We start from the raw sequence: 20,478 nt of genomic DNA on the forward strand, positions 1-20,478 counted from the left end.
GGGGCCGATGGGTTACTGCATCGTATCGAGCTGCGCCTTTACATCAGGGGCATGGAAATACATTTCGATCATCTCCATCAGCGCCTCCTGAGAAACCGGGTTGTTGTCGGCGTCATACAGCTTGCCATCTGCATCCAGCAGCATCAGACGCTCTTTTTTATTCACGTAGCGGTAAGGCCGAAAGCGCGCGCCAGCCAGTGCAGGTGGCTGATAGCCCTCTTTATATTCAAGGCCTATCATCATTTCCTTTTTTGCTGCCATGAACAGATAACTGGTCAGCGCTGAAAATGGCACAGGTTCTTTTAATTCACGGAAAATCAAATGTTGTGGGGTTAACACCAGCAATGGCGCTTTGCTTTCGCGCCAGAAACGCAGCACGCTCCTGACGCCAAGCCAGATGAAATACGCAAATATCAGCGTAATGATAAGCCCCGCCCATTCCCGCTTACCGGGCGGAAACTGCCACTCGCGATCGGCATGAAACGCCACGAGCATCGACACAAACGTCACGATGGTCAGCACGCCGCCGCGCGAAATACGGCGGCGGGAATAAATGACCTTCTCGCCAGAGACGGCCTGCACCACGGTTTGTAATTCGTCGCGCCAGGCATTGCGTTGCTCAGCAACCCGGCCAGTCAGTGTGGCGGTCAGCGAACGCGCCAGCTCATCGGTGTTGGTGAACAATGCGTGCAAATGTTCGTAATTCTGCAGGTTTACCGGACGTGAAGCCTGAATCGCCGCCAGCTCGACCGAGCAGCCCAGCGCTTCAATGCGCGCACGGCACGACGGGTGGGAGTCATAAGGGTGCGATATTTCGTTTTCCAGATACTCGCGCGGGTCCGGCACGGGATGTCCGCTAAGATGCGTCAGCAGCGTTGCCGCCACATTATCGGTTTGCACCTGCGCCTGATAAACGGCCTCCAGATACGCATTCACCGGGCCGCTTAGCGCCACAATACGCAACAGCGCTGAGGCAAGCGCCTCTGGCGAGCTGGCCTGCGCGCCCGCCTCGTCAGCAGCATGTTCGCGTCGCTGACGCCACATCATGACCAGCCTGTGGAACTGCTCAAGAAAGTAATGCGCGCTGTACAGTGCCGTACGTAACTCAACCAGACCCACGTACGGTTTTTTCCCGTCATCAGGATCGAGCACGTCAAGGCTGCGGCTAAAGCCGTCATAAACTGGCAAAAACCGCTGGCTGAATTCAGTATCTTTACCCGAAAAGTGGCCCAGTTCATGGCCGATGACCGCTGTCATCTCCTCCGGGCTTAGCAACGCCGCCCAGGTAAGCGGAAAATAGAGCGTCTGTCCGGTAACCGTTTCGCCATTATCAAGCAGAAGCGGGTTTGCGGTGACGTAGAAATTGTCCGTCAGCCCCACGACGATATTATCCGGCACCACAGCGCCAGGGCCGCTGGCCAGTGCTTCTACTGCCTGCCAGAGCGCAGGCGCGTCGTGACGACTGAGTCGGTGTCCCATTATCGGCTTCGCCATTGGGCGGAAAAGCGCGAAGCATTTCACCATGACTTTCAATATGTGCCAGAACACCCAGAACACGACGCCTGCCATCATCAGAAGGTAAAGGCCTATCGTAAAAGCGTTGATGTTCGGCTTAAAAGTAACCGCAGCCCAGACGACTTCGTAAAAAATAATACTGAACTGATAAACCGCGCCGACCACCAGCTGCGCGGCCATAATAAAAGGCAGCAGGAGTCGGCACAGCCAGAAGGCGCGCAGTAACGCGCCCTGCGAACGCTGCCCCTGCGCCACGCAAAAGCGGCAAAGCGCTACGGTCGCGGCGTTAATCATCAGGCTGATAAAGGCGAAGAGCATCCCCCCGCGCGCCAGAAACAGCTCAACATCCGCCGCATCAATCCAGTCACGATTCTCCGCAAGATATGCCTGCGCCCGCTCCTGCGCGTCGATGGCGGGCATTTCCGTCTCCTGACCATCGTGACGATACGTCAGCGTCGCGCGCGGCGACTTGCTCGCGGTTTCAACGATTTGCGTTTCATACTGCGCGCGCTCCAGCACATGGCTGACACGCCAGTATTGCCAGGTGGCATAGCAAAACAGGATCAGTGGAATTAAAAAGAGGTAAACGACGCTCTTTTTATGCATGGTATGGCCCTTGTGCGATGAAAACAGAAACGGCGCCCGCCCATGAATTCAGGCAGCGAAAGCGTGGATAAACGTAATGAGGGGCGCAGAAGGCCGAAAGCTTAACAAAGCGAGCCCGCAGGCGGGCCTACCAGAATTTGGCTTGCTACTAAAAACAAGGTGTTAACGAGAAAGAAAAACGCGGCATTGCGTGCCGCGTGAAGGGTATGTCAGATAATGCGGTTTTGTTTGAAATCGCGAAGGAAGCTGCCCCAGCGGCGCTCGTAGAACGGCGTCAGGTGCGCCATCATAAAGTGGCTGATGCCCTTCTCGCCTTCCACCACCTGGCAGATATCCACCGGCTCGTCGCCCGGCAAGGTGTCAGTCGCTACGCTGCCAGCGGCGTTAATCACCGGCTCGATGTCGCCGTCCGCCTCAATGCCGATCAGATAGTTCGCGGGCTCGTCGGCATGTTCTTTTAAAAGGCACAGATACGCGCGTTTTACCGTTTTCATCTCTTTGAACAGCACGGTCAATGATTCGATCATTTGCGCAGGCGGTTCAGCGACTTCGGAAAGCAGCAGCGACGCGCCGCCTTCCAGCACTTCCTGCTGGCTGAGCGCCGAGCCTTCCGGGCTTATCAGGTGGCGAATCTCATTGGGGGTAAACTCTTTGCCGGTCGGCAGTTTGGCGTTAAGGAACAGCGTTTCGCCGAGCGTCATTTCAAAGAGTGTGCGCACCGGCATCGCCACGAACGCCTGCTCACCTTCGACTGCCTGTTCCAGCGCCGCAGGAGAACTAAAGAAAGGGATCACCGACGTGCCGTCGTCCTTTTCCCAGTGCTGAAGATCCACCGCGCTTTCAGCGACGACCGCTTCGCCATCCGCCGCTTCGCCTGGCACCCAGACGGTGGATTCCAGCAGCGTGCGGAAAAACGCCGGACGGAACGCAGGCTCCGCCGCGGCCTTTTCCAGCAGGGTTTCGAGTTCGTTTTTTTCTGCGTTGTTTTCGTTTTTCGTTTCGGACATAGCTTTTAATTTGTCAATGATGAGCGAGAGAAAAGCCTCTCGCCCCGGCCCTCGCCTGCCGGAGAGGGGGAACCTGGGCATCGCGCTAATAGGGATGTAAGGCAGATAAAGGCAGCGCAATCATCGCTTCACATTATTATCGCGTTGGTGGGTGCGCTTCGCTTACCCACCCTACAGGAATAAAACTTTGTTTCCAGGGTGGGTAAGCGAAGCGCACCCGCCACGCCCCTGACACGCCCCGCCGTTACTCGGCGGTCAGCAGATTCGCCAGCGTGCGCACGCCGATGCCGGTCGCGCCCGCCGCCCACTGCTCCACCGCCGCTTTACGATACGTGGCAGAACAGTCGATATGCAGCCAGCCCTGCTGATAATTTTCCACAAAGTGCGACAGGAAACCGGCGGCCGTACTGGCCCCCGCCGGATACGCGCCGCCCGCCGTGTTGTTGAGCTCGGCGAAGTTCGACGGCAACTGGTTACGGTGGAATTCCGCCAGCGGCAGACGCCAGAAGGCTTCGTTTTCCGCCTGCGCGCTTTGCAGCAGACGGTTCGCCAGCGCGTCGTCAAAGCTGAACAGCGCATGGTAATCGTTGCCAAGCGCCGTTTTGGCCGCGCCGGTCAGCGTCGCGGCATCGATAATCAGCGCCGGCTTCTGGGCGCTGGCGTCGATCAGTCCGTCCGCCAGCACCAGACGCCCTTCCGCGTCGGTGTTCATCACTTCCACGGTTTTGCCGTTGCGGTAGCGAATGATATCGCCCAGACGGAAGGCGTTGCCGCTAATCATGTTATCCGCGCAGCAGAGGATAAGCTTCACGCGCTTGTTCAGACCGCGCGTTATGGCGAACGCCAGCGAGCCGGTCACCAGCGCCGCGCCGCCCATATCGGATTTCATCGAATCCATAAACGCGGTCTGCTTGATGCTGTAACCACCAGAGTCAAACGTAATGCCTTTGCCGACGAGGCAGGCATACACCGGCGCGTTCGCATCGCCCGTCGGGTTGAAATCGAGCGCCAGCAGCACCGGCGGACGTTCAGAGCCGCGGCCTACGGTATGCAGCCCCATATAGTTCTGCTCGCGCAGATCTTCGCCTTTGGTGATGCGGTAGCTCACGCGCTCGCCGCCGACATCCGCCAGCAGATCCACGGCGCGCTGCGCCAGATGCTCCGGGCCCATCTCTTCCGCCGGGGCGTTGATGACATCGCGCACCCAGTCGATGACTTTCAGGCGGTTGTTCAGCTCTTTCTGCTGCGCGTCGTCAAGCGGCGCCCAGGTAACGGTGCGTTTGCCTTTCGGGCCGCGATAGCCCATCCAGAACGCCCAGCTTTTCTCCACATCCCAGCCATCGCCGGCAAGCTCAACGTGTTTGAGCCCCTGGCCGTCGATTTTGCGCCCGGCGCGTTGAATCAAACCGAGATCGTCTTTGCCCGTCAGGTGCAGCGCGATACCGTCTTGCGTAAAACTGTACAGTGCTTTTTCACCCCAGCGAGCATCGGCAGGCTCGTGGGAAAGGGTAATCTTCATGGCTTCGGTCATTTTATTTTCCTTATATTGCCTGATGCGCAACGAAAACGGGCCGCCTTCTGGCAGCCCGTTACGTTATTCTGCTTCGTCTAACCAGACCAGCAGTATAGCCTCTAAAATCTTTTCATTAGAGGCCTGTGGATCGTCATCGAACTCTTCGAGGTCGCAGATCCATTGGTGCATATCGGTAAAACGCACGGTTTTTGGGTCCACGTCCGGGCGGCTGTCATACAGCGCCTCGCCGATTTCGCGGCTGTCGGTCCATTTCAGTCCCATATCAATGCTCCCTGGCGTGGTTGATGGTGTAACGCGGCATCTCCACCACCAGATCTTCGTCAGTGACGCGCGCCTGGCAGCTCAGACGGCTTTCCGGCTCCAGACCCCACGCTTTATCCAGCATGTCGTCTTCATCTTCGGTGCTTTCCGGCAGCGAATCGAAACCTTCACGCACGATGCAGTGGCAGGTGGTGCAGGCGCACGACTTCTCACAGGCGTGTTCAATTTCAATGCCGTTGCGCAGCGCAACGTCAAGAATGGTTTCACCGCTTTGCGCTTCCAGTACTGCGCCATCAGGGCAAAGATCCTGATGAGGCAAAAAAACAATCTTAGGCATTATTAAACCTCGTCAACGGAGTGGCCTTTCAGCGCCTGACGGATGGATTCATCCATGCGGCGAGCGGCAAACTCCTGGGTCTGTTTATCTGTATTTTTTATGGCATCTTCAATGGCGCTGGCGTCATTGCCTTCCGCGGCAGCGCGCAGTTGCGCCATCGCGTCATCAATGGCGGCGCGCTCGGCCGCGCTAAGCAGCGCACCGTCGCTTTTCAGCGCGCCGTCGAGGCTTTCCAGCACCCGCGCGGCTTCCACTTTTTGCTCGGCGAGCATGCGTGCCTGCACGTCCTGCTCGGCAAAGCTCATGGAGTCCTGAATCATGCTGGCGATTTCGCCGTCGGTCAGCCCGTAGGACGGTTTCACCTGAATAGACGCTTCAACGCCGGTGGATTTCTCCATCGCCGTCACGCTCAGCAGGCCATCGGCATCCACCTGGAAGGTGACGCGGATATGCGCGCCGCCTGCCGGCATCGCCGGGATGCCGCGCAGCGTAAAGCGCGCGAGCGATCGGCAATCCTGCACCAGTTCACGCTCGCCCTGCATGACGTGAATCGCCATCGCAGTCTGGCCATCTTTAAAGGTGGTGAACTCCTGCGCGCGCGCCACCGGGATCGTGGTATTGCGCGGAATGACTTTTTCTACCAGGCCGCCCATGGTTTCAAGACCGAGCGACAGCGGGATAACGTCCAGCAGCAGCATTTCGCTGTCCGGCTTGTTGCCCACCAGAATATCGGCCTGGATAGCCGCGCCAATGGCGACCACGCGATCCGGGTCGATGGAGGTGAGCGGCGTGCGGCCAAAAAACTCGCCGACGCGCTCGCGCACCAGCGGCACGCGGGTCGAACCGCCGACCATCACCACTTCCAGCACGTCGCTTGCTTCCACGCCCGCGTCTTTCAGCGCGCGACGGCATGAGAGCAGCGTGCGCTTGACCAGCGGCGCGATAAGTTCATTGAACTGCTCGCGGGTGATGCTGCCCTGCCAGCCTGCCACATTCACCTGCGCGACATCGGCGTCGCTGAGCGCGATTTTCGCCGCTGTGGCGGCATCGAGCAGCTGGCGCTGAATGCGGTTGTCGCTGCGATCGGCGATACCCGCCTGCTCGCGAATATAATCCGCCAGCAGATGGTCGAAGTCGTCGCCGCCGAGCGCGGAATCGCCGCCCGTCGCCAGCACTTCAAACACGCCGCGGCTTAAGCGCAGCACGGAGATATCAAACGTGCCGCCGCCTAAATCGTAGACGGCGATAACGCCTTCCTGACCGGAATCGAGGCCGTAGGCGATCGCCGCCGCGGTCGGCTCATTCAGCAGGCGCAACACATGCAGCCCGGCAAGACGCGCGGCGTCTTTGGTGCCCTGGCGCTGCGCATCGTCAAAGTAGGCCGGAACGGTGATGACCACGCCGTCGAGATCGCCTGCCAGCGCTTCACGCGCGCGTTCGGCGAGGGCTTTGAGAATATCGGCGGAGACGCGTACCGGGTTCAACAGCCCTGCCGGCGTGTCGATCATCGGCAGACCGTTTTCGCTCGTGCGCAGCTGATACGGCAGATGCGGGTAGCGCGCCTGAATGTCGGCAAGGGAGCGGCCCATCAGGCGCTTCACGGAGCTGATGGTGTTTACCGGATCGTCCGCCGCCTGGGCGCGGGCGTCGTACCCGACGTTGTAGCCCTGTGCCTGGTAGTGCACCACGGACGGCAGCAGATGACGCCCCTGATGGTCTGCCAGCGTTTCCGGCTGGCCGCTGCGAACCGTCGCGACCAGCGAATGCGTAGTGCCAAGATCGATGCCCGCCGCCAGTCTGCGCTGGTGCGGCGCGCTACTCATGCCGGGCTCACTGATTTGTAATAAGGCCATGTTGAGCTTCCAGAATTAAAAATCGAGCCACTTTTCTTCGAGTTGTTCTGACTGGCTTAACAGCTTGTCGAGAAAACGCAGCTTGCGTACCGTATCGGCCGCCTGCGCCCACGCGCCGTCGTCCAGCTCCGTGACCATATGCTGGTGGCGTTCCTGATACATTGCTTTGACGTTACGGATGAAGGCTTCGAGGCGGTCGGCGTCTTTGGCCTGCTCAATCTCATCCAGCGCTTCGCGAAGCTCCAGTTGCTCCATCAGAAACGCGGTATCGCGCACGGTGTGCTGTTCATTCGCCAGATCAAAGCCGTGCAGAGAGAGCAGATATTCCGCGCGCGTCAGCGGATGGCGCAGCGTTTGCCATGCCTGATTGATAGTGGCGGATTGCGAGAGCGCCGCCAGTTGTTCGGCCTGGGAATGGCTTGCGTATTTATCGGGATGATACTGACGTTGCAGATCCTGGTAACGAGCCGCCAGTTGGGCACTGTCCAGCGCATAACGGGCCTGCAGCCCAAAGAGGGTGAAGTAATCCATAACAGTCTCGGGGTCAGTCAACGTGATAAAGCAAATACCCCGCCTGCGGCTGGCGCAGACGGGGAGAGGCGGGAAAGATTATCAGACGTTAAAGCTTTCGCCGCAGCCGCACTCATCTTTAACGTTCGGGTTGGTGAATTTAAACCCTTCGTTCAGGCCTTCTTTGACGAAGTCCAGCTGAGTGCCATTAAGGAATTGCAGGCTTTTACCATCGACCACCACCTTCACGCCCTTGTCTTCGAACACCGTATCCTCTGGCTGCGGTGCGTCAACAAATTCCAGCACATAGGCCATGCCGGAACAGCCGGACGTACGAACGCCAAGACGCAGGCCAAAACCTTTACCGCGGTTGGCCAGGAAAGCGTTGACGCGCGCGGCGGCGGTGTCGCTAAGGGTAATCGACATACTACAACCTCAACTCATCAATGATTATTTTGCTTCACGTTTGCTTTTATAGTCCGCAATAGCGGCTTTGATGGCGTCTTCCGCCAGGATAGAGCAGTGAATTTTTACCGGCGGCAGTTCGAGTTCGTCTGCGATGTCGGTATTTTTAATTGCCTGCGCTTCGTCCAGGGATTTGCCTTTGACCCACTCGGTGACCAGCGAGCTGGACGCGATAGCGGAGCCGCAACCGTAGGTTTTGAAGCGTGCGTCTTCAATGATACCTTCATTGTTGACTTTGATCTGCAACTTCATCACGTCGCCGCACGCCGGCGCGCCGACCATGCCGCTGCCGACGTTGTCGTCGTTGTTGTCAAAAGAGCCGACGTTGCGCGGGTTTTCGTAATGATCGATGACTTTTTCGCTGTATGCCATGTGTTATTTCTCCTGAATCCGATACCGATTAATGATGAGCCCATTCGATGGTGGTTAAATCCACGCCCTGCTTAAACATCTCCCACAGCGGAGAGAGGTCGCGCAGGCGGCCGATGGATTTGCGAACCAGTTCGATGGTGTAGTCGATCTCTTCTTCAGTCGTGAAACGGCCCAGAGAGAAACGGATAGAGCTGTGCGCCAGCTCGTCATTCATACCCAGCGCGCGCAGCACGTAAGACGGCTCAAGGCTCGCAGAGGTACAGGCGGAGCCCGACGATACCGCCAGGTCTTTCAGCGCCATGATCAGCGACTCGCCTTCAACATAGTTGAAGCTCACGTTCAGAATGGTCGGAACGCCCTGCTCAAGATCGCCGTTCAGGTAAACTTCTTCGATATCTTTAATGCCGTTCCACAGACGGTTACGCAGACCGCGCAGACGTTCCATTTCGCTCGCCATCTCTTCTTTCGCGATACGATAGGCTTCGCCCATGCCGACAATCTGGTGAACCGGCAGCGTACCAGAACGCATGCCGCGCTCATGACCACCGCCGTGCATCTGCGCTTCGATGCGGATACGCGGTTTACGACGCACGTAGAGCGCGCCGATGCCTTTCGGACCATAGATTTTGTGGCCGGTGAAGGACATCAGGTCCACTTTCAGCTGGGTCAGGTCGATAGGCAGTTTGCCCACGCTCTGGGTGGCGTCAACGTGATAGATGATGCCGCGCGCGCGGCACATTTCGCCGATGGTCGCGATATCCTGCACCACGCCGATTTCGTTGTTCACGTGCATGATGGACACCAGGATGGTGTCGTCACGCATCGCGGCTTCGAGTTCTTTAAGATCGATAATGCCGTTGCTCTGCGGGGCGAGGTAAGTCACCTCAAAGCCTTCGCGCTCCAGCTGACGGCAGGTGTCCAGCACCGCTTTATGCTCGGTTTTGCTGGTGATGATGTGCTTGCCTTTTTTCTGGTAGAAATTGGCCGCACCTTTGATAGCGAGGTTATCGGATTCGGTCGCGCCAGAGGTAAAGACGATTTCGCGCGGGTCGGCGCCAATCAGATCGGCCACCTGGTTACGGGCGATATCCACTGCCTCTTCCGCCTGCCAGCCGAAACGGTGGGAGCGGGAGGCCGGGTTACCGAAGGTTCCGTCCATCGTTAAAAACTGCATCATTTTCTCGGCGACGCGCGGGTCCACCGGCGTGGTCGCGGAGTAATCGAGGTAAATCGGTAATTTCATTGCTCTTAAGCTCCGTACATCTCAAAGCGGTGAATCAGGCAGCCGGCTGGATGTACGCCGCAGTCTACAGGATGCCGGAGCTTCCTGGCCTGATTCGGGAAAAGCGTATTATTTTTTTAAGCGCGCAGTTTAACGTCGATAGCGTCCTGAGCGCGGGTCGGGCGATGGGCTTCATTATGCTGACGGTCAGAGACATCCAGCACTTCCTGGTTATTCACCAGTTCACCTAAGGTAATGTTGTTCAGAAAACCGGTCAGGCGGTCGCTCAGATCGCGCCACAGCGCGTGGGTCAGGCATTTATCGCCGCCCTGGCAGCCGCCTTTGCCCTGACAACGGGTCGCATCGACAGACTCATCAACGGCGCTAATTACTTCACCGACCGCAATCTGGCCCGCGTCTTTACCCAGCAGATAGCCGCCGCCCGGACCACGCACGCTGGCCACAAGGCCATTTTTACGCAGACGAGAGAACAGCTGCTCCAGATAAGAAAGGGAGATACCCTGACGTTCAGAAATATCTGCCAACGGTACCGGACCGGATTCGGAGTTGAGCGCAACGTCCAGCATTGCGGTCACGGCATAGCGCCCTTTAGATGTCAGTCTCATGTCTTACTTAACCTCAAGCTCGCCCCTCGACGCGGGGGTTTTTATGAAAATGGGGGTATTGCATAGCAGGCGCAAGTCTGACATTCCCGAGTAAAATGGTCAACTATTTACCCGAGTATTTTACTCAAGTATTACGGCTTCTCATTACGGCTGCTTTCTATCGACGCCAGCATGCCGCGCAGGATGTTAAGTTCCTGACTTTCCGGGCGTGCGCGGGTAAAAAGACGACGCAATTTGTTCATCACCTGGCCGGGATGATTCGGGCGAATGAAGCCGGTCGAGAGCAAAACTTGCTCAAGATGACCGTAAAAACGCTCCAGATCGTCCACCAGCGGATACGGGGTTTCTTCTTCAGTATGCGCAGGCGTCTGGGCGTCCTGCGTGGCAAGCCACGCCATGCGAACTTCGTAGGCTATGACCTGTACCGCCATCGCGAGATTAAGCGAGCTGTACTCCGGGTTCGCCGCGATAGCCACGTGATAGTGGCACTTTTGCAGTTCGTCGTTGGTCAGCCCCACACGCTCGCGGCCAAATACAATCGCCACCGGCGCGTGCGCCGCTTCAGAAACGCTTTTGAGCCCGCATTCGCGCGGATCGAGCATCGGCCAGGGCAGCGTGCGCGAACGCGCGCTCGTACCAACGACCAGGCTGCACCCCGCCAGCGCTTCATCCAGCGTATCGACGATGCTGGCGTTGCCAATCACATCGCTGGCACCGGCGGCAAGCGCGATGGCCTGGGAATCCGGTTTCACCAGCGGATTAACCAGCCACAGGTTAGTGAGGCCCATGGTTTTCATGGCGCGGGCAACAGAACCCATGTTGCCGGTGTGTGAGGTTTCAACCAGCACGATACGAATGTTTTGCAGCATAGCGACTCAGTATCCGAAAAGAATATCAGCGCATCTTATCATAAACCTGAGACATATTCCGAACCCTCTGCTATAATCCGCGCCGTTTTCCCGTTCTTTAACATCCAGTGAGAGAAACCTGATGCATCCGATGCTCAACATCGCCGTGCGTGCTGCGCGCAAGGCCGGAAATTTTATCGCCAAAAACTACGAAACCCCGGACGCCGTAGAGACCAGCCAGAAAGGCAGCAACGACTTTGTGACGAACGTGGATAAAGGCGCAGAGCGCATTATTATCGACACCATTCGCCAGTCCTACCCGCAACACACCATCATCACCGAAGAAAGCGGTGAACACGCCGGCACCGAGCAGGATATTCAATGGGTTATCGATCCGCTGGATGGCACCACCAACTTCGTTAAACGTCTCCCGCACTTCGCGGTTTCTATCGCTGTACGCATTAAAGGCCGCGCGGAAGTCGCCGTGGTTTACGATCCGATGCGTAACGAACTCTTCACCGCCGTTCGCGGCCAGGGCGCGCAGCTTAACGGCTACCGTCTGCGCGGCAGCACCGCTCGCGATCTGGACGGCACCATTCTGGCGACCGGCTTCCCGTTCAAAGCCAAACAGCACGCCACGCCGTATATGAATATCGTGACCAAACTGTTTACCCAGTGCGCCGATTTCCGCCGCACCGGTTCCGCCGCGCTGGATCTGTCTTATGTGGCTGCAGGTCGTGTGGATGGTTACTTTGAAATCGGCCTGAAGCCGTGGGATTTCGCCGCGGGCGAACTGCTGGTGCGTGAAGCTGGCGGTCTGGTATGCGATTTCGTCGGTGGTCATAACTATCTGACGACCGGCAACATCGTGGCCGGTAACCCGCGCGTCGTGAAAGCGATGCTTAGCAATATGCGTGATGAGCTGAGCGAAGCGCTGAAGCGTTAATCGCTTCCCGGCACGAAAAAGGCAGGTACGCGCAAGCGGCCTGCCTTTTTTATTGGTTTTTTGGCGCGTGAGATTTTGTGACATGGCGGGTGCGCTGCGCTTACCCACCCTACATGCAAAAATCCCGACTGACCCGGTGGGTGCGCTGCGCTTACCCACCCTACATGCAAAAATCTCAACCGACCCGGCGGGTGCGCTTACCCACCTTGCATTAAACCCGCCAATCTCGTAGGGCGGGTAAGCGAATGCGCACCCGCCGTGCCGCGTCTAAAACGGTCTCAACCCCTGCGCGATGAGCGCTGCGCCGGACCACATCACCAGCGCGGCGGCGACCAACACCACGCCGCCTGCAAGCGCCAGCGTCGCCCCGCCCGTTCGCCGCCACAACGGGGGCGTTTTCTGCCCGCCGAGCCGCGCCGCCAGATGCCGGAAACTGTGCACAAACAGCGCGATGGCTGAGATGGTCAGCGACGTTCCCGCCGCCATCGCCAGCGCTGACGCCACACCCCAGCCAAACACGCCGATCACTTTGCTGAACAACAGCACCATCAACGCGCCGGAGCACGGCCGCATCCCCATCGAGAGCACCACCATCAGCCTCGCGCGCCAGTCTTCGCCGCGCTCAAGCTGTGCCTGCGACGGCACATGCTGATGCCCGCAACCGCAGGTGTCGCTGTGCGTATGATGTGGCGTAAACGCGGTAAAAACCGGACGCCGCACCAGCCCGCGCAGCGTTTTCACCGCACGCCAGCAAAGCAGCAACCCCAGCGCGCCGACCAGCAGATAGCTCCCCTTCTCCAGCCAGTACCCGCTCAAATGCAGTTGCCGCGCGGGCAGCGCCAGCACCGTCAGCACTACCGTCACCAGCGCAATCGCCACCAGCCCCTGCAGTAATGACGACGCGAACGTCAGTTGCAGGCTGGTTTTCAGGCGCGACGGATGTGTGGCAAGCCAGGTGGCGATCACCACTTTGCCATGACCCGGCCCCAGCGCGTGCAGCACGCCATAAACCAGGCTAAACAGCAGCAGCGAACTGCCCGCGCGCGTCGGGTTTTCCGCTACCTGCTGAAGCAGCCCGCTCATCTCACGGTTAATATCGCGCTGCCAGACAGTGCTTTTCATCAGCACCTGCGGCCACTCAAGCCACAGCCAGACGCCCGCGCCGAGCGCCAGCACAACAAACAGCGCCAGCGGCCAGAAGTGCAGCCAGCGGCGGGTTGCGAGCGGCGTTGAAATCACTGACATTGCAACGTCACCTCCTGAGCAAATTGTTTGCCTAAATCCATATCTTCCGGCGGCGCGTCAGATTTATCGAGCGACAGCGCGAAATCCTGCACGGCCGCATCCGGCTGCGGCGTTTTCACCGCCACCTTGCAACGCTCGCGCAGCTCATCATTGAGCGTCACATCGCCCGGTGCGTCATAACTCATCGACACATAATAGGTAGGATCGAACGTGGCGAACGTATAGCGCGCGCCCGAGGCTTTTTGCGGATGCGCGAGCGGCAACGTAAAGGTCAGCACCGCCTGATGCCCTTCGCGTGCCAGACCATACGCCAGCGGCGTGGCGGCGAATTTCACCTTCTGCCCGTTGTGCCAGAACTCGGTGAAATAGTGCTGCCCGATAACATTGGCCATCACTTCCGCCGCCAGCTTTTTCCACACCGGCGAACCGGGCGCGGCGTCGCCCGCGTCATACAGTAGATCTGCTGAAGTGATTTCATCCATTTTCCAGCGCATTTTCAGAGCCGTTATCTGTCCCGCTTCGCTGACGATGTCGGTTTTCAACGAGATAAAACTGTGCGGATGCGCCAGCGCCTCCTGCGCCGGAAACAGCGATACTACAGCCGCAGCACACATTAACCGGTAAAGACGAGCGCTCATTATCTTCCTCTGGCGAAAAATTCTGTGAGCCAGCCAGAATTCCGCGATCAAACTGGGCACCCTGAACGGCATTCAATAATCCTTTAGCTATTCTTAGCAATATTCTCACTCACTGGACAAAACGGATGATGACTCTGCTCTGCCCTCCACCATCTGTGCTCTCCAGTCCGCAGCGCCGCTGCCAGGTACTTTTAATGCTCTATCTGCCGGGGCAAACCATCACGCCGGAAATGTTAGGCCGGCTGAATGGCGTTGACGGCGCCATCGCCCGTCAGGACATTGCCGAAACCGGCGACGAAATTAAGCGGTATCACCGCCTGAGTATTATCACCCAGCAGGACGGCAGCTACCGGATTGAAGGCACGGCGTTAGACAGACGCCTCTGCCTGCTGCACTGGCTGCGCCGGGCGCTGCGCCTGTGCCCCGAGTTTATCCAGCAGCATTTCACGCCCGCGCTGAAAAACGAGCTTCGCCAGCACGGCATCGCGACAGCGCTGTATGACGATACGAATTTACACGCGCTGGTCAACCTTTGCGCGCGTCGCCTGAACCGCCAGTTCGAGCCGCGCGACGTGCAGTTCCTGCGTCTCTACCTGCAATACTGCCTGGTGCAGCATCATTACGGCCAGACGCCGGAATTCACCGAACCGCAACAGCTCTGGATGCGCGCTCGCGCCGAGTTTCTCGCCGCGCAGGAGATAGTCCGCCACTGGCAGCGCCGCGTCGCGCAGTCGCCGCACGTGAACGAACACTGCTTCCTGGCGCTGCTCTTTATGATGCTGCGCACGCCCGATCCGCTGCGCGACGCGCACCCGGAAGATCACCGGCTGCGTCACGCCGTGCTTTCGCTGATTGCCCGCTTTCACGAGCTTTCCGGCATGGCGTTCAGCGATGAACAGGGCCTTGCGGATCAGCTCTATATTCATCTCTGCCAGGCGCTTGATCGCAGCCTGTTCGGCATCGGCATCGATAACGCGCTTCCGGAAGAGATTAACCGTCTCTACCCGCGCCTGATGCGCACCACCCGCAAAGCGTTTGATAGCTTTGAGGAAGAGTACCGGGTGACGTTTTCTGATGAAGAAGTCGGGCTGGTGGCGGTGATTTTCGGCGCGTGGCTGATGCAGGAGGCGGATCTGCATGAAAAACAGGTGCTGCTGCTGACGGGCAACGACCCTGCGCTTGAGGCGGAAATCGAGCAGCAGCTACGGGAACTTACCCTGCTGCCGCTCAACATCAAACATCTGACGCTGCATACCTTCCAGCAGGAAGGCGCGCCGAAAGAGGTGGCGCTGATTGTGACGCCATACACCACCTCGCTGCCGCTCTTCTCGCCGCCGCTCATTCACGCGACGCTGCCGCTCGGTGAACACCAGCAGCAGCGGATACGCGAGATTCTGGAGGCTTAAGCGCGCGCCACGACTTTCGGGCGCAGGAAGAGCGCGGGCAGCGCAACCAGCGCCATCACCCAGAAGACGCCGCCTGCAAGGTGCTGATACAGGAAGCCTGCAAAGACGGTCATCACCGCAATCCCGCCGCCCATCGCGACGGCGGAGTAGACCGACTGTAGCCGGATGACTTCCGAGCCTTCGCGGGCGGCGATATAGCGCATCGCCGCCAGATGGCAGATGGAGAAGCTCCCGCAGTGCAGGATCTGCGCCACGATGAGCCACGGCAGCGCGGTCGTCCAGCCCATCATTCCCCAGCGGATAATCCCCAGCACGCCGGAGAGCAGCAGCAGATCGCGCGCGCCAAACCGGCTGAAAAGCCGTTTACTGAGCGCGAAGATGATAATTTCCGCCACCACGCCGAGCGACCACAGATACCCCACGACCGAGGCGGAATAGCCTTTACTCTGCCAGTAAATGGCGCTGAAGCCGTAGTAGGCCGCGTGCGCGCCCTGAAGCAGGCTTACGCAGGCGAGAAAACGCCAGTTTTCAACCATTAACTTGCGCCATACCGGCCAGCCTGCGGCCTCGTTATGACGCGCTTCGCCCTGCGGCATCACGGAGGGTTTCAGCAGCATCCCGATAAGCATTGACGCCACACCGAGCGACAGCAGCGCCAGAATAGCGCGGTAATCGTAGACGCTTACCAGCTTGCCGGTGAGCGCCGAGCCAATCACAAACGCCAGCGATCCCCACAGCCGCACTCGCCCGTAATCCATCGCTATTTGACGCTGCCAGGTGGCGGCGAGCGCGTCGGTGAGCGGCACCAGCGGCGAGAAAAAGAGGTTAAAGCCCACCAGCACGACAAACAGCCAGGCGGTCTGATGCCCGAACCAGAAGCCGAGCGCGAAAACGAGCGTCAGCAATGCAAGCAGGCGCAGCGCAAACACTAAACGGGAAGGATCTTTGACGCGCGGTGCCAGCAGCAGGCTGCCAAGAAAACGTGCAATCAGGCCGGAGCCGAGCAAAAGGCCGATAGTTTCCGGCGCGACGCCGACGCCTGCGAGCCAGACGCTCCAGAACGGCAGGAAAATACCGTAGCTGAAAAAATAGGTGAAATAGCTGAGCGCCAGCCAGCGCGTGGATTGCAACACCATGATTCCCTCCCGTTTCGCAGGCGTTAGTCTGGCGGGAAAGCGCAGGGGTTGCAAGCGATGCATAACACGTTAATAACAATTCGCTTTTACTGCGTAATGAGGCCGCCGCAGCGGCCTGTCCTGTTATATGCCCGCCTCGGCAAAGACCTTTTTGGCGGTAAACATCGCATTCAGCGCCGCCGGGAAACCGGCATAGAGCGCCATCTGGATGATCACTTCAATAATCTCTTCGCGGGTGCAGCCGACATTCAGCGCCGCGTGCAGATGCACCGCCAGCTGCGGCTGCGCGTGGCCAAGCGCGGTAAGCGCCGCGACGGTCGCGAGCTCCCGGCTTTTCAGCGACAGCCCCGGCCTGCTGTAGATATCGCCAAAGCCGAATTCAATGACGTAGCGCCCCAGATCCGGCGCGATATCGGCCAGCGCTTTAATGACATTTTCCCCTGCCGTGCCGTCGATTTCAGACAGCCGCGCAAGGCCTGCCTCGTAACGTGATAAAGTCATACCGTTCTCCTTTTGTGTGGTTGAGATAACGGTAAGCCTTCGAGTTAACTCCAGGTCAAGCGCTGTTTTTTAAAAGCGTCTCATCGTAGTACGCCATTTTCTCTTTCAGGCGCGCCAGATGGTCAGCCTGCTCCGCGAGCCGGGTTTCGAGCCGCTGCGCGTGATGCGCCAGCAGTTCACGGCGTGCCTCTGCGGTCGATTCCCCCTGCGCGCGCAAGAGAGCGTAGCGCTGGATCTCCTCCAGCGGCATATCGGTCGCCTTTAGCCGTTTGATAAACGCCGCCCAGTCGAGATCCGAACGAGAATAGTCGCGATGCCCGCTCGCATTACGCGCCGGTACCAGCAACCCCAGCTTTTCGTAATAGCGCAGCGTATGAACGCCAAGCCCCGTCAGCGTCGCGAATGCCTGAATACGCATGGCCGCCTCCTGTCTACCATTGCCCCATAAAAAAAGGCCGCGCGAGGCGGCCTTCAGCAGTGAGTGAACGCTTACGCGTAAACCGGGAAGCGTGCGCAGATATCCAGCACTTTACCTTTGACGCGCTCGATAACCGCTTCGTCATTGATGTTGTCCAGGATGTCGCACATCCAGCCTGCCAGCTCTTTCACTTCCGCTTCTTTGAAGCCGCGACGCGTGACCGCCGGAGAACCGATACGGATGCCGGAGGTGACGAACGGGCTCTTCGGATCGTTCGGCACGCTGTTTTTGTTAACGGTGATGTTGGCGCGGCCAAGTGCGGCGTCCGCTTCTTTACCGGTCAGGTTTTTATCGACCAGATCCAACAGGAACAGGTGGTTTTCCGTACCGCCGGAAACCACTTTGTAGCCGCGGTTCAGGAACACTTCCACCATCGCTTTGGCGTTTTTGGCCACCTGCTGCTGGTAGGTTTTGAACTCCGGCTCCATCGCTTCTTTCAGCGCGACCGCTTTCGCCGCGATAACGTGCATCAGCGGGCCGCCCTGCGCGCTCGGGAACACGGCAGAGTTCAGTTTTTTGTACAGCTCTTCGCTGCCGCCTTTGGCGAGGATCAGACCGCCGCGCGGGCCAGCGAGCGTTTTGTGGGTGGTGGTGGTGACGACGTGCGCGTGCGGAACCGGGTTCGGGTAGACGCCTGCGGCAATCAGGCCCGCCACGTGCGCCATATCGACGAACAGGTATGCGCCGATGCTGTCAGCGATTTCACGCATTTTTGCCCAGTCAACGATGCCGGAGTACGCGGAGAAACCACCGATGATCATTTTCGGTTTGTGCTCTTTCGCCTGCTTCGCCATATCCTCGTAATCGATTTTGCCGGACTCGTCGATACCGTAAGGAATGATGTTGTAGAGCTTACCGGAGAAGTTAACCGGGGAGCCGTGGGTCAGGTGGCCGCCCTGCGCCAGGTTCATACCAAGAACGGTATCGCCCGGTTGTAGCAGCGCGGTATAGACCGCGAAGTTGGCCTGGGAACCGGAGTGCGGCTGCACGTTAGCGTAGTCAGCGCCGAAGAGTTCTTTCGCGCGGTCAATCGCCAGTTGCTCAACGATATCCACATATTCGCAGCCGCCGTAGTAGCGCTTGCCCGGATAACCTTCGGCATATTTGTTGGTCAGCTGAGAGCCCTGCGCCTGCATCACGCGCGGGCTGGTGTAGTTTTCGGAGGCGATCAGTTCGATGTGCTCTTCCTGACGTACTTTTTCCTGCTCCATAGCCTGCCACAGTTCGGCATCATAATCGGCAATGTTCATTTCACGCTTTAACATCCGCATCTCCTGACTCAGCTGACAATAAAATGTACTGCAATTAGGGGCCCTTTTGGGCGACGGCCAACAGTGTAAACCGATTGGCAGCGTGAAGATAGGGCTTGACAGAGGTTTTTACGCAAACGTTTGGCATGGCGTGGCGCAAGGGTTTGAACGATTAAGCAAACGTGCCGTTTACGCGACTTATTTTCATTTTCAACCTGTCGTTTTTTCATACGCCGTGGTGTTTTCCCAAGGCTTGATAAAACCATTTACAGCGTGCAGGTATTTTTTATAAGATGCATTTAAAATACATTTTATAGAAAAACGGAAGGAAGCAACCATGCTGGATAGTCAAACCATCGCCGTCGTGAAATCCACCATCCCGCTGCTGGCGCAGACGGGCCCGAAACTCACCGCGCACTTTTATGACCGGATGTTTACACACAACCCGGAGCTGAAAGAGATTTTCAACATGAGCAACCAGCGCAATGGCGATCAGCGTGAAGCGCTGTTCAACGCCATCTGCGCCTACGCCGCCAACATTGAAAACCTCGCGGCCCTGCTGCCGGCGGTGGAGAAAATCGCCCAGAAGCACACCAGCTTTAATATCAAACCGGCGCAGTACAACATCGTGGGCGAGCATCTGCTGGCGACGCTCGATGAGATGTTCAGCCCAGGCCAGGAAGTGCTGGACGCCTGGGGCAAAGCCTATGGCGTGCTGGCGGGCGTGTTTATTAACCGCGAAGCCGAGATTTACCAGAGTAACGCGCAGAAAACCGGCGGCTGGGAAGGCACGCGCGAATTCCGCATCGCGAATAAAACGCCACAGAGCGCCATTGTCACAAGCTTTGAGCTGGAACCGGTGGATGGCGGCCCGGTCGCCGATTACCTGCCCGGCCAGTACACCGCCGTCTGGATCAAGCCTCAAGGGTTTGCGCATCAGGAGATTCGCCAGTATTCGCTCACCCGCAAGCCGAACGGCAAAAGCTACCGCATCGCGGTGAAACGCGAAGGCGAAGGCCAGGTGTCGAACTGGCTGCATCAGCATGCGCAGCCGGGCGATGTGATTCGCCTTGCCGCGCCTGCGGGCGATTTCTTTATGGATGTTGAACCACAGACGCCGGTGACGCTTATCTCGGCGGGTGTGGGTCAGACGCCGATGCTGGCGATGCTCGATACGCTGGCAAGCGCGCAGCATCCGGCGCAGGTGAACTGGTATCACGCGGCGGAAAGCGGCGATGTGCATGCGTTTACCGATGAAGTGGCGCAGCTCGGCGCGAAACTGCCCCGCTTTACCAGCCACGTCTGGTACCGCGTGCCGACCGACGCCGATCGCAGCGCGGGCCGTTATAACAGCGAAGGGTTGATGGCGCTTCACGATCGCAAGGCGCATGTAACCACGCCCGGTATGCAGTTTTATGTCTGCGGCCCGGTGAAATTTATGCAGTTCGCCGCGGAGCAGTTAGTGAGCATGGGCGTGAATAAAGAGAACATTCATTACGAATGTTTCGGCCCGCATAAGGTGTTGTAAGCGCCTGGCGTTTTTTTGGGGCGGTTCGGCGGGTGCGCTTCGCTTACCCGCACTACGAAATCACACCGTATTCTGTAGGGTGGGTCAGCGCAGCGCACCCACCACGTCCAACCCCAACCTCCCGTAGGGTGGGTAAGCGCAGCGCACCCACCATGCCGAACACCAGCGTCCCCTGTAGGGTGGGTAAGCGAAGC

The 20,478-nt window shown here is 58.4% G+C and carries 21 protein-coding genes; 3 read left to right on the top strand and 18 right to left on the bottom strand.

Translation table 11 applies throughout. The features are described from left to right. Positions 1–12: 12 nt before the first annotated feature. From ACUW6V_RS15215 to trmJ, 12 genes are all read right to left on the bottom strand, one after another. Positions 13–2,121 carry a M48 family metallopeptidase gene (locus ACUW6V_RS15215; protein WP_014728294.1) on the bottom strand — a complete coding sequence of 703 codons (2,109 nt, stop codon included), beginning with the start codon at positions 2,119–2,121 and terminating at the stop codon, positions 13–15. A gap of 209 nt (positions 2,122–2,330) precedes the next feature. Then, positions 2,331–3,128, bottom strand: coding sequence for an enhanced serine sensitivity protein SseB (gene sseB / locus ACUW6V_RS15220; RefSeq protein ID WP_012124041.1), 798 nt, complete (start codon positions 3,126–3,128; stop codon positions 2,331–2,333). Between the two features lie 244 nt (positions 3,129–3,372). After that, complete coding sequence (gene pepB / locus ACUW6V_RS15225; protein ID WP_080321840.1) at positions 3,373–4,659, bottom strand: aminopeptidase PepB; 1,287 nt, start codon at positions 4,657–4,659, stop codon at positions 3,373–3,375. 63 nt (positions 4,660–4,722) lie between these two features. After that, the gene (gene iscX / locus ACUW6V_RS15230) at positions 4,723–4,923 is read right to left on the bottom strand and encodes a Fe-S cluster assembly protein IscX (protein ID WP_004385929.1); all 201 of its coding nucleotides are present in this window, start codon (positions 4,921–4,923) and stop codon (positions 4,723–4,725) included. 1 nt (position 4,924) lies between these two features. Continuing rightward, positions 4,925–5,260, bottom strand: a complete 336-nt coding sequence (gene fdx, locus ACUW6V_RS15235) for an ISC system 2Fe-2S type ferredoxin (protein ID WP_004385928.1) — start codon at positions 5,258–5,260, stop codon at positions 4,925–4,927. A 2-nt stretch (positions 5,261–5,262) separates the two neighbouring features. Further along, positions 5,263–7,113: a Fe-S protein assembly chaperone HscA gene (gene hscA / locus ACUW6V_RS15240; protein WP_454038561.1), complete on the bottom strand. Its 1,851-nt coding sequence runs from the start codon at positions 7,111–7,113 to the stop codon at positions 5,263–5,265. A gap of 15 nt (positions 7,114–7,128) precedes the next feature. Next, entirely contained in the window at positions 7,129–7,644 is a 516-nt protein-coding gene (gene hscB / locus ACUW6V_RS15245; RefSeq protein ID WP_076726078.1) for a co-chaperone HscB, read from the bottom strand. Positions 7,645–7,725: 81 nt separating this feature from the next. After that, positions 7,726–8,049 carry an iron-sulfur cluster assembly protein IscA gene (iscA, locus tag ACUW6V_RS15250; protein WP_004385926.1) on the bottom strand — a complete coding sequence of 108 codons (324 nt, stop codon included), beginning with the start codon at positions 8,047–8,049 and terminating at the stop codon, positions 7,726–7,728. A 24-nt stretch (positions 8,050–8,073) separates the two neighbouring features. Beyond that, the gene (gene iscU / locus ACUW6V_RS15255; RefSeq protein WP_004385925.1) at positions 8,074–8,460 is read right to left on the bottom strand and encodes a Fe-S cluster assembly scaffold IscU; all 387 of its coding nucleotides are present in this window, start codon (positions 8,458–8,460) and stop codon (positions 8,074–8,076) included. 28 nt (positions 8,461–8,488) lie between these two features. Further along, on the bottom strand, positions 8,489–9,703 hold the full coding sequence (gene iscS / locus ACUW6V_RS15260; protein WP_007777299.1) for a cysteine desulfurase: 1,215 nt from the start codon (positions 9,701–9,703) through the stop codon (positions 8,489–8,491). Positions 9,704–9,819: 116 nt separating this feature from the next. Beyond that, positions 9,820–10,308 (bottom strand): Fe-S cluster assembly transcriptional regulator IscR, encoded by a 489-nt coding sequence (gene iscR, locus ACUW6V_RS15265; protein WP_004385924.1) that lies wholly within the window; start codon positions 10,306–10,308, stop codon positions 9,820–9,822. Positions 10,309–10,439: 131 nt separating this feature from the next. Continuing rightward, positions 10,440–11,177, bottom strand: a complete 738-nt coding sequence (trmJ, locus tag ACUW6V_RS15270; protein ID WP_004385923.1) for a tRNA (cytosine(32)/uridine(32)-2'-O)-methyltransferase TrmJ — start codon at positions 11,175–11,177, stop codon at positions 10,440–10,442. A 121-nt stretch (positions 11,178–11,298) separates the two neighbouring features. Here trmJ and suhB point away from each other — a divergent pair, with 121 nt between their 5' ends. Then, positions 11,299–12,102: an inositol-1-monophosphatase gene (gene suhB, locus ACUW6V_RS15275; RefSeq protein ID WP_004385922.1), complete on the top strand. Its 804-nt coding sequence runs from the start codon at positions 11,299–11,301 to the stop codon at positions 12,100–12,102. Positions 12,103–12,369: 267 nt separating this feature from the next. Here suhB and ACUW6V_RS15280 read toward each other — a convergent pair whose 3' ends face one another. Next, complete coding sequence (locus ACUW6V_RS15280; protein ID WP_454038562.1) at positions 12,370–13,347, bottom strand: nickel/cobalt transporter; 978 nt, start codon at positions 13,345–13,347, stop codon at positions 12,370–12,372. Then, positions 13,338–13,985 carry a DUF1007 family protein gene (locus tag ACUW6V_RS15285; protein ID WP_105623066.1) on the bottom strand — a complete coding sequence of 216 codons (648 nt, stop codon included), beginning with the start codon at positions 13,983–13,985 and terminating at the stop codon, positions 13,338–13,340. The genes ACUW6V_RS15280 and ACUW6V_RS15285 overlap by 10 nt, the downstream gene beginning before the upstream one ends. A gap of 125 nt (positions 13,986–14,110) precedes the next feature. Between ACUW6V_RS15285 and csiE the strand changes: the two genes are divergently transcribed. Beyond that, positions 14,111–15,391 carry a stationary phase inducible protein CsiE gene (gene csiE, locus ACUW6V_RS15290; RefSeq protein WP_454038563.1) on the top strand — a complete coding sequence of 427 codons (1,281 nt, stop codon included), beginning with the start codon at positions 14,111–14,113 and terminating at the stop codon, positions 15,389–15,391. Here csiE and ACUW6V_RS15295 read toward each other — a convergent pair. The 4 genes from ACUW6V_RS15295 to glyA form a co-directional block, all read right to left on the bottom strand. Then, a complete protein-coding gene (locus ACUW6V_RS15295) occupies positions 15,388–16,527 on the bottom strand; it encodes a 3-phenylpropionate MFS transporter (RefSeq protein WP_004385918.1) in 1,140 nt (379 codons plus the stop codon). The genes csiE and ACUW6V_RS15295 overlap by 4 nt on opposite strands. A gap of 123 nt (positions 16,528–16,650) precedes the next feature. After that, entirely contained in the window at positions 16,651–17,028 is a 378-nt protein-coding gene (locus ACUW6V_RS15300) for a carboxymuconolactone decarboxylase family protein (RefSeq protein WP_454038564.1), read from the bottom strand. Between the two features lie 55 nt (positions 17,029–17,083). Next, a complete protein-coding gene (locus ACUW6V_RS15305; RefSeq protein WP_097641691.1) occupies positions 17,084–17,446 on the bottom strand; it encodes a MerR family transcriptional regulator in 363 nt (120 codons plus the stop codon). Between the two features lie 71 nt (positions 17,447–17,517). After that, entirely contained in the window at positions 17,518–18,771 is a 1,254-nt protein-coding gene (gene glyA / locus ACUW6V_RS15310; RefSeq protein ID WP_007897240.1) for a serine hydroxymethyltransferase, read from the bottom strand. A 322-nt stretch (positions 18,772–19,093) separates the two neighbouring features. On the opposite strand from glyA, the gene hmpA reads away from it, so the two are divergent. Beyond that, on the top strand, positions 19,094–20,284 hold the full coding sequence (gene hmpA, locus ACUW6V_RS15315; RefSeq protein ID WP_454038565.1) for an NO-inducible flavohemoprotein: 1,191 nt from the start codon (positions 19,094–19,096) through the stop codon (positions 20,282–20,284). Positions 20,285–20,478: the final 194 nt, after the last annotated feature.

The organism is Cronobacter sp. 153480017-3, assembly GCF_053627815.1.